This window comes from Corallococcus macrosporus DSM 14697, from assembly GCF_002305895.1.
GTDB lineage: Bacteria > Myxococcota > Myxococcia > Myxococcales > Myxococcaceae > Myxococcus > Myxococcus macrosporus.
The window spans coordinates 8174069-8188005 of sequence record NZ_CP022203.1; the positions used below are offsets into that span (position 1 = coordinate 8174069).

Below are 13937 nucleotides of genomic sequence, written 5' to 3' on the forward strand. Positions count from 1 at the left end.
GCGACTCACGGGGCCGTGTAGTCCACGGACGTCACCGTGTATTCCACGGCGCCGCGCGGGCGCTCCACCACGACGGACTCGCCCACTTCCTTTCCCAGCAGCGCCCGGGCCAGGGGCGACTCCACGCTCAGCCGCCCCGCCTTCACGTCGGATTCATCCGGCCCGACGATGCGGTAGCGCGCCAGGCCGCCGTCCTCGTCCTCCAGGGCCACCCACGCGCCGAAGAAGACACGGCCCACCTGCGCGGCGTCGGGCTCCACCACGCGCACCTCCTCCAGCACCGCCGCCAGCTCCTGTGCGCGCCGCTCGCGCTCCTTGCGGCGCACGCCCGCCTCCAGCTCCGTCAGCTCGCCCGCCATGGGGTCCGGCCCCTGCGCCGCCGCCAGCTCCTCCTGGAGCGCCCGGTAGCCCTCTGGCGTGATGTAGCGCTTCTCACCCGAGGACGCGCGAGGGCGGACGGGCAGCACGCCCTCATCGCCCGAGTCCTCCTTCGTGAATGCCTTCGACATGCCAACCCTCTGTCACGAAGCGGGCACGACCGCCGGTTCAAGTGTGCGCGCGCGGAGCCGGCCGTTAAGCTGCGCCCCCTTCCATTACCTCGCAAGGGTGAAGCCATGACAGGACGGACGCAGCTCATCGGCAAGCAGGGCCAGGCACTGGCGGGCTATCTGAGCGAAGCCCCGAAGGGCGACGCGCCCGGAGCGGTGGTGCTCATCCATGAGTACTGGGGGCTCAACGGGCACACGCGCGACGTGGCGGACCGGCTGGCGCGCGAGGGCTTCACCGTCTTCGCGGTGGACCTCTACGACGGCCGCGTGACGAAGGACGCCACCGAGGCCAACGCCATGCTGAAGGCGCTGGACTGGGGCAAGGCCACGGCGGACCTGCGCGCCGCGGTGGAGGCCCTGCGCGCGCGCAAGCCAGGGACCAAGGTGGCCATCATGGGCTTCTGCATGGGCGGCGCGCTGACGCTGCTGGCCGCCGCGAACGACCCGGGGCTGGACGCCGCCGTGCCCTTCTATGGCATCCCCCCGGAGGAGGCCGCCGACGTGTCGCGCATCCGCGCGCCCGTGCTGGGACACTTCGCGAAGAATGACGACTGGTGCTCGCCCGCGCGGGTGGATGCGCTGGAGCAGAAGCTGAAGGGCGGCGGCGTGCCCACGGAGATTCACCGCTACGACGCGCAGCACGCCTTCTTCAATGACACGCGTCCGGAGGTCTACTCGCAGGACAACGCCGCGAAGGCGTGGCAGCGCACCGTGGACTTCCTCCACGCGAAGCTCGGCTGAGCCTCGCGCGGAAGAAGGAGCGCACTCAGTTGCCGCTCTCGGGCGCCGCGGCGGGAGCCTCCGTCGCCGGCGTCTCCGGCGTGGCGGGGGCCTCGGGCGCCTCAGGCGTGGCGGGCGTCTCCGGCGTGGCGGGCGCATCCGGCGTGGCGGGCGTCTCCGTCGCGGCGGCGGCGTCCGTGGCCGGCACCACCTGCAGGCGGTAGCCACGCACGCCCGCGGGCAGCACCACCTCCACAAGCGGGTTCTCCTTCAGCAGCGCCGGCGTCACCTCGAAGGACACCCGGCCGTCCTCGTCCGTGACGTAGGACTCGCGCGAACGGTAGTCCTCACCCCACAGCACCTTGGCGCCCTTCACGGGCTGGTTGGTGTCCGAGTCCAGGACGACCAGGTCCACCGGCGTGCCCGCCGTGACTGACGAGCCCGCGGGCTGGACGACGTCGCGATAGAACGGGCGCTGCACGACGCAGGCGGCCAGCAGGGAGGAGGAGGCGAGGGCAAGGGTCAGCAGTTTGCGGCGAAAGCTCATGGAAGATTCCGTACGGGCAGGGATGGGGGTGCAGCCGGGCGCGGCAGCATAGCCGGAGGCCACCGTCCGCCAAGTCCGGCGCGCATCTTCGGGCCCCCCGCCTCCGGTATCCAGGGACTCCGCGAGTATTCCGGAGGGGGAATTCCAGGGCCCGGCAGGTGGCCCGCCCCTCGATGCGGCCAGCGGCCCTTCCGCACACCCGCTGGCGTCACAACCTCATGAACGTCAGGCACACGTTGATTTGCCCTCCCAGGGAGGTTTCCAGGCATGCCCGAGCACATCATGACGCAGGACCCGGAGAAGGCCCTCGCCGGGCCCAAGCCGCGCTACGAATACGTCCGCCGGGAGATTCCCGCGGACCTGACGTTCAAGCCCGACAGCATCAACCCCGTCCACAACCGGTTCATCGTGAGCACGCTGGTGATGGCGCTCACCAGCCTGGCCCTCTTCTTCGCGCCCATGTTCAACGGGCTCCTGGCCGGCGCCTTCGGCGGCTTCCATGCGCGGAGGATGCCGCGCGCGCTCGCCGCGGCCGCCCTCTCCGCCGTGGCGGTGCCCACCACCCTCGCCTTCCTGCTCTTCATCGGGACGGCGACGCAGAGCCATCTCTTCTACGGCCTGGGCTTCTGGGGCTACACGGCGCTCTACGTCATCGGCCTCTTCATCGGCGCGGTGACGGGCGCCATCAGCCACCCCTTCTGGACCACCTACCGGGTGGGCACGCCCGCCTCCGTCAGCGCACCTCGAACCCGAGCGCCAGACGCCGCTCCGCCGAGCCGGCCAGCCAGGTAGTGGGCGACAGGGCTTCCCAGTGGGGCGAGGGCGCCACCCACCCCTCCCACCGGACCTGCGCGCGGGGCGTGAGCAGCACACCGAAGGGCCCCGCGCGCCCCAGCCACACCTCGAGCTGGAGCGCCGCGCCCGCCTCGTGGGTGAGGTGCGTGTCGCCCACGCGCCAGGTGGGCGCGTAGGCCGCCTCCAGCCGCACCGCGTTGGCGCCCGAGCCGAACAGCCCCATCCGGTGCGCCAGCGACAGGCGCGGCCCCGCGGCGGGCGTCAGGACGTCCTGGTTCCAATGCACCGCGGCCAGGCCGCCCAGCCCCACCGTGGTGAAGCGCGAGAAGCGCGCGTCCTCGTCCAGCACCATCAACGCCTCCGCATTCACCGACGCGCGATAGCGCAGCAGGCGCGCGTCGCTCGACGCCACGCGGGCCTCGGCGCCCCAGCCGAGCGAGTCCCAGACCGAGTCCCGGAACTGCGGCAGCTCGCGCAGCAGCGTGCGGTAGCCCAACAGCGTCAGGTCCGAGGCCACCACCTTGGGCAGCCCCCAGCGCGGGGCGAGCAGCACCTCGCCGTCGAGCACCCGCAGCTCACTGCTCGACCGGAAGCCATGGAGCCGCGCGTCGCCCAGGGCCTCGGCCATGCCCGCCGTGCGCAGCCCCACCAGGGGCCGGGCCTCCGCGCCTTCGGGGAAGTCCATCCCCAGGGCCAGCATGACGCGCCCCGCGCCAGACTCTCGCAGGGCCCCCTGGGCCCAGGCCGTCTCCTCCTCCACCTTGCGGCGCCGGTCCTCGCGCAGGAAGGCCACCGGGTCCACGGCCGCCAGCACGCCGTCGTTGAGCTCGCCCTGCACGTCGGTGGCCCGGTGGAAGGTGGCCTCGGTGCGCTCGGCCCACACCAGCGTCCGCAGCTCCTCGGGCGTGGGCGGACGGCGCTCCGCGGAGGCCAGCGCGTCCTTCAGCAGGGTGGCGCGGTCCAGCACCGCGAGCCGCCGCTGGAGCGCGTCCTCGGACTCGAAGATGCGCTGGCGCTCGGCCGTGCCCGCCTTCGCGGAGCCCGCCACCGGCACCTTCACCGCGAGCAACCGCTCGCGCTCGATTCGCAGGCGCTCGCCGTCGGCCCGGTCCACCGCGGCGCGCTCCAGCCGCACCGCGTGCGCCACGTAGGCGTGCAGGTGCGCGCGGACCCGGTCGCGGGACGCCGTCTTCGCCGAGTGCATCAGCGCGGCCACCACGCCGGGCAGGTCGTCATACACCTCCGCGCGGGCCTCCGGCTCCGGCGACTCCAGCCGCGCATGCACGTCCCGCAGACGCGCGAGCTCGTCGGCGCCGACATGTCCGGCCAGCGCGTCCAGCGCCTCCTCCCGCGCCGCGTGCGCGCGCACCGCGCGGTCCCCCGTGGACTCGAAGGAGTCCGGGATGTGCTCCAGGAGCGGGAACGCCTCGCCGCCCGGCCCCTCCACCGTCACCCTGGCCAGTGTGTCCAGCGTGGCGGTGGGCAGCACCCAGAGCGCGCCGGGCGGACGCACCTGCCGCCCGCCCTCCAGCGCGCCATTGAGCAGGAAGAGGAGCGCGCTCGCGCAGTTGTCCGTGAAGAAGTAGTAGCCCAGGTACCCACGGCGCTCCAGCTCCCACACCCGCTCCAGCATCCGCGCCTCCTCGCCGCGCTCCAGGCGCAGGCGGAAGCGGCGGATGGAGCGCTGCTCCAGCTCCAGCGCCTCGTGGGACAGGTCGCCCATCGTCCCCGTGAGGAACACGGTGTCATAGGCCCCCGTCATGCCCTTCACGACGTAGCCCAGGCCCTTGGACTCCATGCCCGTCAGCGCCACCAACTGCACCACCTTCTCGAAGGTGGGGCCTCGCGGCACCTCGCCTTCGCGCCACACCGGGCGCAGCAGCAGGTGGCCGAAGAGGGACTCCGGCTGACGGCCGGTGGAGGCCACCAGCAACACCTCGAAGTGTGACAGGGACTCCAGCTCCGCCCACGCGTCGAAGGCGGGACAGTCCCCGCGCGGCGGCAGCGTGCCCAGGCCCGACGCCGCCACCTGCGCCGCCAGCGCGCGGGCCTTGGAGAACTCCTGGCAGCGGACGTGGTCATCCACCGGCAGCGCGTCCGCGCGCAGGGACTCCACGGGGACGAACAGCTCCTCCGCGAAGGTCACCAGGTCCAATGAAGCACTGCGCTGGCCCAGGGCGCGGCTGAAGGCGCCGGCGTAGCGGAGGCGGACCTCCTCCTTCCACACCAGCAGGCGCTCGAAGGGCTTGAGCCAGCCCGACAGCCGGCGCCAGTCCTGCGTGTCGCTCCAGCCCTTCGCGTCGTCCCAGCGCTGCACCACCGCGTGCACCACCGCGCGGCGGCGCCACAGCCGCTCCGCCTCCGCGTCCGTCAGCCGGGACAGGCGCAGCGTGGCCCGGCGCTCGTCCGACGGGGTGTATCGGTAGAGATGGAAGCGCGCGCGGCCCTCCGTCCAGTCAGGCCGCTCGGGCGAGCCATCCCCCAGGCCCAGGGGCGCCGCGTCCGGGTGCAGCACCAGCTCCAAGGGACCACCGGGCGGCTGACGCATCGCCGGAGGCAGGGACGCCAGCCCCGCCTCCACCTCCGTGACGAGGGACGCGTCCGCCGCGGCGGCGCCCCGCAGCACCACGCCGGACCGCGCGAGCGCCTGGACGCGCGCGGACAAGGTGTCCCCGGCCGCCGCTGGCAGCGCGAGGACGAGCGCCAGCAGGCCCCACGCGCGCATCAGGGCGTCACCGCCGCGGTGCCCTCCTGGGCCGGTGCCGCGAGGAACGCGCGGCGGTCCTCCTCCAGCAGGGGCTCGGCCCGCGCCAGCTCGCCCACCCGCTCCAGCCACGCGAGCGCCCGGTCCGGCGTGAGGGTGCGCTCTTCCGCCAGGGCGAGCAGCTCCTTCCGGTTCGCGCGCAGCACGCGTCCGAAGAGGCCCAGGTGCTCCCGGCGGATGCGCGCCGCCGCGGCCAGGTCCTCCACCGTCGGCCCCGCGCCCAGGGCCAGGTCCTCGCGGAGCTGGTGCGTGCGCGCGCGCAGGTACACCTGGGCCGCGCGGCCCGCCTCCTTCGGCGACACGCCCCGGCGCCGCTCCGCCGCGGCATACGCCTGCCAGATGATGATGCCGAGCCCCACCACCAACGCGGCCACCGTCACCGCGGACGCCACGTTGTTGTTGTTCGTCTGGCTGCTGTTGTCGCTGTGCGAGCGTGAGGCCTCGCCGTCCGCCTTCTCGGTGCCAGCGGAGCCCTCGCTCGAGCCACCTTCCTCCGAGGTCTCGGAGGCCAGCTCCGAGGACTCGTTGTCGCTCGAGTTGGAGTGGCTCGCGCCTTCCTCGCTGGAGCCGCTCGACTCCGACTGGCTGGAGTGCTCGCTGGAGCCGCTCGACTCCTCGCTGGAGCCACTCGACTCCGAGTGGGTCGAGCTCTCCTCGCCCGAGCCGCTCGACTCCGACTGGCTCGAGCCCTCTTCGCTGGACGCGCCCGACTCGGAGCCCTCCGACGAGGCGCCGGACTCAGAGCCCTCCGACGAGGCGCCGGACTCAGAGCCCTCCGACGAGGCGCCGGACCCGGAGCCCTCCGACGAGGCGCCCGACTCGGAGCCCTCCGAGGCGCTCATGCCCCCTCCCGGCCCCAGGGCACCGGGCGCCCTGCACCCGGAGACCGTCATCACCACCGCCATGCACAGCGCCCGCTTCACGGACTTCTTCGTCTTCATCAAACGCATTCCCAGGTGTCCATCCGTTCCCCCGCGAGCCGGCCATCGCACGGTGCCTTCCCTCGATTGAAACCCTAGCCAGCGGCGTGCCGGGCGGAAGCATGGTGCGATTCCGGGCCTTTGAGCACGACACCATGCGGCATACCGCGAAGCCCACGAACCGAAGGTGCGTTACGCGCTACGCGCCCGGTGAGCACCTTCCCAGGGAACGCCCACGCGGAGTGTGGTCATGACCCTGGGACTCGCGACTCTCGGACTCTTCACGGCGCTGCTCTCCATGGCGGCCATCTTCCCCGTCCACGAGCCGAAGTGGTTCGGCTTCGGCCTCCTGGCGGCGGCGCTCTGCGCCCTGGGCGGCGCCTTCAGCGGGCCCCACCTGCGCACGGCCATGCCCTGGGGCGTGGGCACGGGGCTCGCCATCTGGGCGCTGGTGGGCCTGGGCACCGGGGGCATCAGCGCCTGGCTGGGCTGGGCCGCCCTGGGGCTGGGGCTGGCCTTCCTCACGCTGGGCCTGCTCCATTTCATGCGCAGGGTGGTGTCCCCCAGGCGCCTGCCGCGCTTCCTGCACACCTCATGAGGTCGGGTCCACTGGCAAAGGCAACCATCCTCGCGGGTTGGCGCCGAGGCGTCAGGCGAGCGGAAAAGGAGCGGCGCACCGGGCACCCGAAACCTGAGCGCCCGGCGCGCGCTCACAGTTCACCGCGGCGGCCCTCCCCCCCGGGGGCCGACATGAGAGTGTTCCGCCACTGCCCTATTTCCTGCTATCGGGGAAATCCCCGGGTCATTTAAAACCCAGAACGTTTGAAAGCCAAGAAGCCCCTCTGGGGGCCTTTCTAAACGTTCAAGACGCAGGTCGCCGGCAGTCAAGGACTGGGCGCAATCCCTGACGGGCGTATACTTCACCCACCGTGATTCGTTTGAATTCCGAGGAGCAAGGCCTGCTGGCGGACCTTGAGGCAATGCTCGTGGAGGCCGAGCCTGGGACAGAATCCCTGCCCCCGGTGCTTGGCGCTCTCCGAGAGGCATTGCGGGCCGAGCGCGCCGTGGCCTACGGCGTGGACGTGGGCCCGGAGCGCTACCACGCGAGCTACTCCTACTGTGCGGGCTTCCCGTTCCCCGCCGCGACGGTGCATGCGGCCATCGAGGGCCAGGTGTCCGCCTGGGGTGACCCTTGGGGTTGGTTCAATCCCGCCCGGCCGGAGCCCGCCCAGCGCAACCGCGCGCTGCACTTCCGCTCACTGGTGGAGACGGAAGCGGCCCAGCAGTTGCCGCTGCATGACTTGTCGGCCAGCGAGGTGGGGCGCCGGCTGGGCATGAGCGAGGACTCGCTGGAGAGCACCCGGGAGCGCATCAGCGCCCGCGCCGGCGCGATGTTCCGGCAGCTCGGCGTGGAGAACATGCAGTGGCTTCGCACGCTCGTCTGTGAGGGGCCGGTGCTGCTCGGCTGGGTGGGCCTGGCCCGCGCGGAGCCCTTCACCGAGCGCGAGCAGCGCCTGCTGCAAGCCTTGACGCCCGCGCTCCAGCGGCGGCTGACCATGGAGACGCGGCTGCGTGAATCGGGCCTGATGTCCACCGCGCTGCAGGTCGCCATGGAGGCGCTGGGTCGCGCCGCCTGGATTGTCAGCTCCAGTGGCCGCGTGGTGCACGCCAACAACGCCGGCAAGGCGCGGCTGGAGCGGCATGACCCGGAGCTGATGGAGGCCCTGCGCCGCGGCGCCCAGGGCATCCCCTGCTCGGGTCCGCTGACCATGACGCCGCTGGTCACCACGGGCCTGCCCCCGCACTACCTGGCCATCGACACCGGCACCGCGTCCAGCGCCGCCGCGCGCGTGCAGGCCCTGTCGGCGCGCTGGTCGCTCACCGCGCGCGAGTCCGAGGTGCTGACGCACATCATCCAGGGCGAGACGAACAAGTCCATCGCGGGCCGGCTGGGCTGCGCCGAGCGCACGGTGGAGGTCCACGTCACGCACCTGCTGAGCAAGGCGCAGGTGGAGAGCCGCTCGGCGCTCATCGCCCGGTTCTTCCAGAGCTCGTGAGCGAGGCCGCGCGCATCATCCAGGCCGCGCTCGCGCGCGCGGCCGAGGCCGCGGCGGGGCCACCGGGCTCCGTCCCGGCGCAGGACGGTGTCTGGCGGCGGCGCCTCGTCATCGGGGACCCGCAGGCCGACCTGGCCCAGGTCCTGGCCATCCTGGCGCACCACGGACTGCTGGCCGCCGACGGCCTGCTTCACTCCGACGTGCAGCTCATCTCCGTGGGAGACCACTTCGACTGGGGCAAGCCTCCCGAGCGGGAGTCCGCCGCCGCCAGCGGGCTGGCGCTGGTGGCGTGGCTGGCCGCCCACCCGGCGAACCAGGCGGTGATGCTGCTGGGCAACCATGACCTGGGACGCGCGGGGGAGCTGGCCGGCTTCACGGACGCGCGCTTCGCCGAGGCCCAGGCCGAAGCGGACCGCATCTATCCGGGCGGGGACGCGGACGACGCCGCGGAGCAGGCCTACCTCGCGCGCTGGCCGCAGGTGCCCTCCGCGGAGCTGGTGGCGCGTGACTTCGGCAACTTCCGCGAGGTGCAGCGTGCCTGGGTGGAGCACCTGCTGCGGGTGCGGCGCTTCCGCGTGGCCCACGCCGCCGCCTCCGACGTGCTGGTGCTGCACGCGGGCGTCACGCGGGAGGACCTGGACGTGACGCGGCTGCCTGACGCCCACCGCGCGGACGCGTGGCGGGTGGCGGCGGCGTTGAACGCGGCCCTGGACGCAGCGGTGGCGGCGTGGACGCGGGGCCCGCTGCGCATCCCTGGCTTGCACCACCCGGGCAACGCGGCCCAGGGCGAGGGCACGGGCGTCTTCTACCAGCGCCCCAGCCTGCTCCCCGAGGACGCGGAGCGGGTGCGCGGCACGCCCCGGCGCCGCTTCGACCCGAGGCGACTGCCGCCGGGCCTGACGCAGGTGGTGGGCCACACGCGCGACAAGCGAAGCCGCGCCATGCTGGGGCTGTCTCCCACCGGCGCCCGTGACGGCGTGCTGCGGCACCTCGTCACGGACGGGACGCGCGTGGACTACGCCCACGGCGCGCCGCCTCCACCAACCCCCGGCGCCGCGGTGCTGGTGTTCACCGACGGGGCCATGCGCGAGTGCCCGGCCCCGGACTACGAGCTCCTCGACCTGGACACCCGCGCGGCGGCTATTGCGCCGAGGCCTGAAGGCCGCTGAGCTTCTTCTCCAGCCCGGCCACCATGCGCGGCGACACCTGCGAGGCGGGCAGCGACTTCGCGAAAGTGATGGCCTCCTCCAGCGTCTTCACCGCGCCCGCCGTGTCCTCGCGCGCGACGAGGATGTCCGCGCGGCCCGACAGCACCGACAGCCGCCGCGCGCCCTGGACACGCGCCAGCGCCCGGTCACTGGCGGCGAGCGCGTCATCCAGCCGGCCGACGAGCCGGTACAACGTCGAGAGCCGCGCGGGCGGGTTGTAGTCCTGGGGCAGGTCCTTCTCGCTCTGCTCGATGGCGGGAATCGCCCGGGCGGGCGTCTGCAGCTTCATGGCCGCCAGCATGCGGTGCGAGTCGAACACCGTCCGCGCCTGGGGGTTGGGCGCCTTCGCGGCCTCCGCCTCCAGGAACGCCAGCCACTCCTCCGACAGGGCCTTCACGGCCGCCGCGTCCTTCGCCACCTCGCGCGCCTGCACCCGCACCTCGTACAGGCCGGAGCGGTCATCCGCGCTCATCTCGATGGCCGGGGGCGCCAGGGCCTCGGCCACCCTGGCCTCCAGCCCTTCGCGCAGCGCCGCGCCCGCCGCGTGGTCCTCCGGCAGCGACAGCACGCAGTACATGCCCAGCAGGGCGCCGTTGGCCCAGGACAGCGAGCGGGGCGTCCTGGGGAGCTCCTCCAGCGCCTTGCGCGCGCACGCCTCGTGCTGCTTCGCGCCGTACATCGCCGTCAGCAGCGACTCCACCGCGCGGCCCCGGCGGGACCAGTCCGCGGGCGCCTCGGCCAGGGCCTCCGCGAGCGTCTCCGCGGCCTCGGCGGAGCGGCCCTCCGCGTAGAGCGCGTCCCCGCGGGCCAGCAGGGCCTCGGCGCCGGTGATGCCGCCCTTGTAGGCGCGCTCCCCGTCCTCGAAGAGCTTCTCCAACTGCGCCACGGTGGCGCTGCCGGCGAAGCGCAGCAGGGCCTTCTCCTGGCGCGGGTCGATGACGTACAGCGTGGGCCAGAACTCCACCGGGTACTGCTCCTGGAACGCCGCGTTGGACGTCAGGTCGGTGTTCACCTCCAGCCAGACGAAGCGGTCCGCGTGCCGGGCCAGCGCCGCGTCGGACAGGACGTAGGCCTTCATCGACCGGCAGGTGTGACACCAGGGCGCCCAGACGTCGACGAAGAGGGGGACGCCCTTCGCCCGCGCCTCGGCGAGCGCGCGGGCGTAGTCATCCTGGATGAAGGGCAGCGGCGTCTTGGCGTGGGACGCGTCGGCCGCGGGGACGTTCGTGTTCGCGGCGGTGCAGGCGACGGGCCCCGATGACAGGAGCAGGCAGGCGGCGAGAAGGCGCAGGCGCATGGGGGCACCCTAGCGCGCGCAGGCCGCTCTGTCCCCGGCCGACACCTGGCGGGACAAGTGCCTGGGCACGAGGCCTTTCGCGTGCTGTGGTGCGTGGACTTCTGGTGATGAGAGACCCGTACACCCTGCGCACCTGCCTCGCGTCCGCCCTGGACGCCCTGCCCGCTCCCGAGCGCTTCCCGGACGCCTCGGACGCCGAGCTCGCGCGCCGTCTGGCCGAGCGCCTGCGCCGCGACCTGCTGCCTCGCCTGGGCTCCGCCGACGCGCCCCTGCTGCTGGTGGCCATCGCCGGCCCCAACAACGTGGGCAAGTCCACGCTCTTCAACGCGCTGGTGGGCGCGTCGCTGTCTCCCGCGAGGCCGGAGGGCGGGCTCACCAAGCAGTGTCTGGCGGCGGCCCATGAGGAGACGTGGACCGGGCCCCTGAAGGACTTCCTGACGCGGCGCTATGACATCGTGCCGGTGGCCTCCGGTGACGTGGCGCCGGTGGACCAGTCCGGGCCTCCCGGCCGGCTGTACCTGGCCCTGTCGGACGCGGTGCCCCGCGGGTTGCTCGTCATGGACACGCCGGACTTCGACAGCGTGTACCGGGACAACCGCGAGCGCGCGGAGGCGCTGCTCGTCACCGTGGACGTGCTGGTGTTCGTGGTGAGCCGGCAGACGTACCAGAACGCGGCGCTGGTGGACTTCCTGCGCGCGGCCGTGGGGCATGGGCGGCCGTACCTGCTCGTCTACAACGAGGCCACGCGGGAGGAGGTGGCCCGGGGCCACCTGGACAAGCTCGCCGAGGACGTGGGCCACCCCGCACTGGCGCGCTACCTGGCGCCGCACCAGCCCGACGTGGAGGCGGGGCTCAAGCCGCTGGCCACGGAGCCGCTGGACGGGAAGCCCGCGCTGGCCGCGCTGCTGGGGCAGGCCGAGCACGCGCGCGAGCTGAAGGCCCGGGCGCTGGAGGCGTCGCTCGCGGACGCGCGCGCGGAGATGGAGGCCGTGTCGCGCGCGGCCACGATGGCGGCCCAGGAGCCCGACCGGCTCCGCAAGCGCCTGCGGCACGAGCTGGACGTGGTGGGCGCGCACGCGGCCTTGAAGGCCGTGCCCGCCGACGTGCTGATTGACGCCTTCCGTGACGAGCTGGATGCGCGCAGCCAGTTCCACAAGTGGGTGCGCCTGCCCTTCCGGGGCCTGGCCACCGCGCTCACCTTCGTCTCGCGCAAGGTGCGCCAGTCCTTCACCGCGCCCGAGGCTCCGGGCACGGACACGCCGAGCCACGCGGTGGACGAGACGCTTAAGGACGGGGTGCGGCGGCTGGTGGATGCCTTCGCGCCGGAGGTGGCGGCGTGGCGCGCGGACGCGCAGACGCGGACGAAGCTGGAGGAGGCGTTCGGCCCGGTGACGCTGACGAAGCTGGAGGAGCCGCTGGGCTTCGAGCCCCTTCACGCGCACGCGGCGGACCGGGCCACGCTGTATGCGTACTGCCGGGAGCTGGTCGCCGCGGAGCTCCAGGGCGGCATGCGGGAGGAGATTCTCCAGGCGCTGACGACACTGGTGTACTCGGTGCCTTCGGGCGCCGCGGCGGCGGTGACGGTGGCCACGGGCGGCCTGGGCCACGACGCGGTCGTGTGGGCGGGCACCCTGCTGTCCACGCCCCTGATGGAGCGCTTCGTGGACCTGCTGGGGGCCCAGGTGCGGGCTCGCGTCACCAGGAAGTGGGCGGATGCCCACGGCGCCACCCTGTCCAAGGCCCTGGAGGCCCGGTACTTCTCCGACGTGCTGAAGCAGCTCGATGGGCTGGCGAGCGATTGGGGCCACACGGCGGCCCGCTTGGACGAGGCCCGGGCGGGCCTGTCCTGACGGGCCGTGTGGCCGCGGTGTACTCAGCGGCGCTGACACCCTGCATCAGTCCGGGTGACGTCTTGGGGGGAGAACGGGCCGCCAGGCTGGCCGTCACTCCGTCCGTGCGCGCCCGGCGGCAATGCGTCATGCTGCGCGCCTCATGAATGGCTCGGACCCAGCCGGACTGGGCTCGCCACCTCTCGTCCTTTCCTTCCGCCACCTGCTGACCGAGGCCGTCGGCACGTTCCTGGACGAGGCGCGCATGTCCTGTGAGCAGACGGCGGACGCCATCGGCGAGCTCATCGTCACCCTGTCGCGCTACCGCGAGGAGGGCGCCCCGCTGTTCCCCATGGCCTTCGTGGGCGACGACCTGGGGCGGATGCTCGAACACCTGGGCGGGCACGACCCGATTGCCATCGGCATTGGCCCCCGCTCACGCGCCACCATCCAGCGCGCGCTCAAGCAGTGCGCGCCCCTGGGCCAGGGCCGCTGGTGGGCGCTGTACCTGCTGCGTGTCCCGGAGGGCTTCGCCTACGGCGTCTTCCGGACGGACCCCTTCCCCCTGGCGGAGTCGCCGCTGGAGCGCCTGCGCCGCGTGGAGGACAAGGGCGTGGGGGTGATTGGCGTGCTTCAGCTCGCCGACAACATCCTGGAGCTGCGGTCGGGCGGCGGGTTGTGCCGGCACGTGTACCTGTCTGGCGCGCGGGTGGAGTCAGCCTCTCCGCCGGAGGTGATGGATGAGCTGGCGGACGCGGTGACGGACGGCGTCTCCACGAACAGCCGCGAGCGCGCACGGGGGTTCTTCCGCCGGGTGCTCTTCGAGGTGATGCAGGGCTCGCATGGCGCGCTCGTGGCGGTGCTGCCCCGGGAGCGCGCGGGCTCCACGCTGTTCGTGGACGGCATCATCCTGCCTCGACCGCTGGACATCGTGGCGTTGCTGGAGCGCTACCACGTGGACCCCACGGACAGCGCGGGCACCGCCGTGCGCGCCGCCGCGCAGTTGCTGCGAGGCATGATGGCCACCGACGGCATCACCGTGCTCCGCGCGGATGGCTGCATCGTGGGCTACAACATCTTCGTGCGGCACCCGGAGACCCTGGCCAGCCAGCCGTCTGTCGTTGGCGGCGCCCGGCGGCGGACCTACGACGTGCTGTGCGCGGCCCTGGGCACGGAGCTCACCGCCGCGTTCATCCGCTCCCAGGATGGGGACGTGAGCTGCAAGCGGGGTTAAGCTCTCCGGGCCGAGGAG

The 13937-nt window shown here is 73.1% G+C and carries 12 protein-coding genes; 7 read left to right on the top strand and 5 right to left on the bottom strand.

All coding sequences use genetic code 11. The features are described 5' to 3' along the window. Window positions 1-5: 5 nt before the first annotated feature. The gene (locus MYMAC_RS33185; RefSeq protein WP_095960967.1) at window positions 6-509 is read right to left on the bottom strand and encodes a GreA/GreB family elongation factor; all 504 of its coding nucleotides are present in this window, start codon (window positions 507-509) and stop codon (window positions 6-8) included. A gap of 105 nt (window positions 510-614) precedes the next feature. Here MYMAC_RS33185 and MYMAC_RS33190 point away from each other — a divergent pair, with 105 nt between their 5' ends. Next, the gene (locus MYMAC_RS33190) at window positions 615-1289 is read left to right on the top strand and encodes a dienelactone hydrolase family protein (protein WP_095960968.1); all 675 of its coding nucleotides are present in this window, start codon (window positions 615-617) and stop codon (window positions 1287-1289) included. Between the two features lie 25 nt (window positions 1290-1314). Here the strand turns inward: MYMAC_RS33190 and MYMAC_RS33195 are convergent, their stop codons facing one another. Then, window positions 1315-1815: a transthyretin-like family protein gene (locus tag MYMAC_RS33195; protein WP_239989171.1), complete on the bottom strand. Its 501-nt coding sequence runs from the start codon at window positions 1813-1815 to the stop codon at window positions 1315-1317. A 267-nt stretch (window positions 1816-2082) separates the two neighbouring features. On the opposite strand from MYMAC_RS33195, the gene MYMAC_RS33200 reads away from it, so the two are divergent. Then, the gene (locus tag MYMAC_RS33200) at window positions 2083-2607 is read left to right on the top strand and encodes a hypothetical protein (RefSeq protein WP_013937478.1); all 525 of its coding nucleotides are present in this window, start codon (window positions 2083-2085) and stop codon (window positions 2605-2607) included. Here the strand turns inward: MYMAC_RS33200 and MYMAC_RS33205 are convergent. After that, a complete protein-coding gene (locus MYMAC_RS33205; RefSeq protein WP_095960970.1) occupies window positions 2549-5335 on the bottom strand; it encodes an Lnb N-terminal periplasmic domain-containing protein in 2787 nt (928 codons plus the stop codon). The genes MYMAC_RS33200 and MYMAC_RS33205 overlap by 59 nt on opposite strands. Continuing rightward, on the bottom strand, window positions 5335-6315 hold the full coding sequence (locus MYMAC_RS37040; RefSeq protein WP_239989172.1) for a hypothetical protein: 981 nt from the start codon (window positions 6313-6315) through the stop codon (window positions 5335-5337). Before MYMAC_RS37040 ends, MYMAC_RS33205 begins: the two co-directional genes overlap by 1 nt. A 229-nt stretch (window positions 6316-6544) precedes the next feature. On the opposite strand from MYMAC_RS37040, the gene MYMAC_RS33220 reads away from it, so the two are divergent. The 3 genes from MYMAC_RS33220 (at window position 6545) to MYMAC_RS33230 (ending at window position 9520) form a co-directional block, all read left to right on the top strand. Next, complete coding sequence (locus MYMAC_RS33220; protein ID WP_095960972.1) at window positions 6545-6892, top strand: hypothetical protein; 348 nt, start codon at window positions 6545-6547, stop codon at window positions 6890-6892. Window positions 6893-7223: 331 nt separating this feature from the next. Further along, window positions 7224-8351: a LuxR C-terminal-related transcriptional regulator gene (locus tag MYMAC_RS33225; protein ID WP_043710085.1), complete on the top strand. Its 1128-nt coding sequence runs from the start codon at window positions 7224-7226 to the stop codon at window positions 8349-8351. After that, window positions 8348-9520, top strand: coding sequence for a metallophosphoesterase (locus MYMAC_RS33230; RefSeq protein WP_095960973.1), 1173 nt, complete (start codon window positions 8348-8350; stop codon window positions 9518-9520). The genes MYMAC_RS33225 and MYMAC_RS33230 overlap by 4 nt, the downstream gene beginning before the upstream one ends. On the opposite strand, the gene MYMAC_RS33235 is transcribed toward MYMAC_RS33230, so the two are convergent. Continuing rightward, window positions 9492-10850 (bottom strand): thioredoxin family protein, encoded by a 1359-nt coding sequence (locus MYMAC_RS33235; RefSeq protein ID WP_095961773.1) that lies wholly within the window; start codon window positions 10848-10850, stop codon window positions 9492-9494. The genes MYMAC_RS33230 and MYMAC_RS33235 overlap by 29 nt on opposite strands. 113 nt (window positions 10851-10963) lie before the next feature. On the opposite strand from MYMAC_RS33235, the gene MYMAC_RS33240 reads away from it, so the two are divergent. Further along, a complete protein-coding gene (locus MYMAC_RS33240; RefSeq protein WP_204817158.1) occupies window positions 10964-12706 on the top strand; it encodes a GTPase domain-containing protein in 1743 nt (580 codons plus the stop codon). A 142-nt stretch (window positions 12707-12848) separates the two neighbouring features. Next, window positions 12849-13919: a hypothetical protein gene (locus MYMAC_RS33245; RefSeq protein ID WP_013937470.1), complete on the top strand. Its 1071-nt coding sequence runs from the start codon at window positions 12849-12851 to the stop codon at window positions 13917-13919. Window positions 13920-13937: the final 18 nt, after the last annotated feature.